This is a genomic window from Clostridium sp. CCUG 7971, assembly GCF_017590215.1.
In the GTDB taxonomy this organism is placed as follows: Bacteria; Bacillota; Clostridia; order Peptostreptococcales; family Peptostreptococcaceae; genus Faecalimicrobium.
The window spans coordinates 1-2311 of record NZ_JAFFPK010000186.1 but is presented as its reverse complement, the minus strand read 5'-3'; the positions used below and the strand labels follow the sequence as shown (position 1 = coordinate 2311).

The window sequence follows — 2311 nt, the reverse complement described above, 5'->3', positions numbered from 1 at the left end:
TCCTTTACCAGCAGAACCTGCTCTAGCTGCTTCTACAGCGGCATTTAATGCTAATATATTTGTTTGGAATGCTATATCATCTATTGTTTTTATAATTCTTCCTATTTCATTAGAAGTAAATGAAATCTCTTCCATTGCTTTAACCATTTGCTTCATTTGTTCATTTCCATCTTTAACTTGACGGGCTGAACTTACTGTTAAAGAATTAGCTTTTCTAGCATTGTCTGCAGTGTCTTTAATTTTGTCAGATATTTCTATAATGGTTGCAGATAATTCTTGGATTGCACTTGCTTGTTCAGTAGATCCTTGTGATAACATTTGTGATCCACTAGCAACTTGATCTGATGCTGCCCCAACTTCTTCTGCAGCTACATTTATTTGTGACATTGTTTCACTTAAATCATTAGTTATTCTATATACTGATTTTTCAATTTCTTTGAATACTCCTGTATATTCAACTTCAGTTTCAATATTGAAATTACCTGATGCAACTTCTCCTAATACACGAACTGAGTCATTTATAATTTCTTTAGTTGTATTACTCATTTTACGCATACTATTCGCTAAAGATCCTAATTCATCTTTTGATTCATAATCAATATCAATATTATAGTCACCAACAGCCATTTTCTCTGCAGCTTCTTCTATCTCTTTGATTGGATTCTTTAACCTGTTTGTAATATATAAACATATAGCTATTCCTGATACTATAGTAAATATGCTAACTCCTATAGAAGCAAATGTTGCTCTTGTTGATGTTTCTTTTATTCCTTTGTTAAATTTAATAGCATCAGCCTCTACTTGTTCATTAAAAGATATTGCATAATCAACACACTTGTCGTATGCATTAAAATATGGAGTATTTGGCTCTGTTATTTCTACTGCTTTTTCGTAATTACCTTGACCTATAAGCTCAAGAACTTTATCACATTCTTGTTTTAAACTTTGTATTGATTGTTCAAGATTATCAACAAGTTTTTGATCTCCACTAAAAGCTGATTTAATATTTTTAAGTCTTTTTGCAATACTATCAAATTCGACCGTCATTTTAGCTTTATATAATTCAAGGTTCTTTTCCATGATTGCATTACCTAGATATCTTCCAACAGCAACTAAATCTCTACGAATCCCCATAGATTCAGTTGTCGTTACATAAGGCCCCGTAAATAACTGTTGACTGAATTTTTCTGATTCTTTTAATTTACTTATTGTATAAAAACTTGAAAACGATGTAAGCACTAACAAAATACCAAAAGCTACGATTAGCTTTTTGCCTATTTTTAAATTCTTCATTACATATTCCTCCCCCGCAATTTTTTTGTCATAATTTTTCTACATCATACAATAATTTTTTCTATTTAAATAATAAGTTCAAATAGCCAACGTTGTCTTTTCCTTAGATGTCTAAGCTCTAAATAAATTCCCATTTTAATAGCATGTAGAGCTATATTATTTTAATATTTATGATTTATATTTTTAAATCACAGATGGTTCTTATATTCCGGTACACTTCCATAATTTTTGAAGTGCATGTTGATATTGTTGATGTCATATTCTAACAATTGTATTTTTCCAATTATTCTTATAACCTCAAATAGTTCGCCTCTTTTTTATACGGACAAATAGTTAAAAACTTTAGATATTCTGTAAAATAATTTCTTATATTGTAAGTTTATTTAATATTTTAAATATACAGATGTTTACAAATAATTTATAAATTAGACAAAAAAGTAATATAACTGACCATACATTTTTATAAGGAATTTAATTGTATAAAAAACAGGCACTCTTACGAGTACCTGTTTTTAATCTATATTCTATTTTTTATATCTCTTTATTTATTAAAGTATCCTGAGAAAATCAGTAACCCAAAACATGCAATATTAAAAGTTATTACAATTTGCACAATTTCAAACCATTTCTCTTTCTTATGCTTTTTATAAAATTTAGATTTCTTTTGATAAATATCTGTTAGGATAAGTACTATCCCTTGATATACACCATATAAAATGTAATACCATGTTAAACCATGCCAAAATCCCATAGTTATCATTGTTATCATTTGAGCAACATGTGCTGCTGTAGCTCTCTTTTTAAATCTTTTCTTTCTCATAGAAGATATTACAAACCTTGAGAAAATATAATCTCCAAACCATCTTGAAAGACTTATATGCCATCTAGTCCAAAATTCTTTCATATCCTTACTTATAAATGGCTTGTTAAAGTTGTCCGGTGTTTTGATTCCTAGTATATAACTTGTTCCTACTGCAAATAAGCTATATCCTGCAAAATCAAAGAATAAATATAAACT

General features: G+C 28.6%; 2 protein-coding genes. Both read right to left on the bottom strand.

From position 1 onward, the window contains the following. On the bottom strand, positions 1-1293 hold a 1293-nt coding region (locus JWF52_RS18185), incomplete at its 3' end, for a methyl-accepting chemotaxis protein (protein ID WP_208334891.1). A 541-nt stretch (positions 1294-1834) separates the two neighbouring features. Continuing rightward, positions 1835-2311 (bottom strand): MBOAT family O-acyltransferase (locus JWF52_RS18180; RefSeq protein WP_286184271.1); only part of this gene is annotated, 477 nt, incomplete at its 5' end.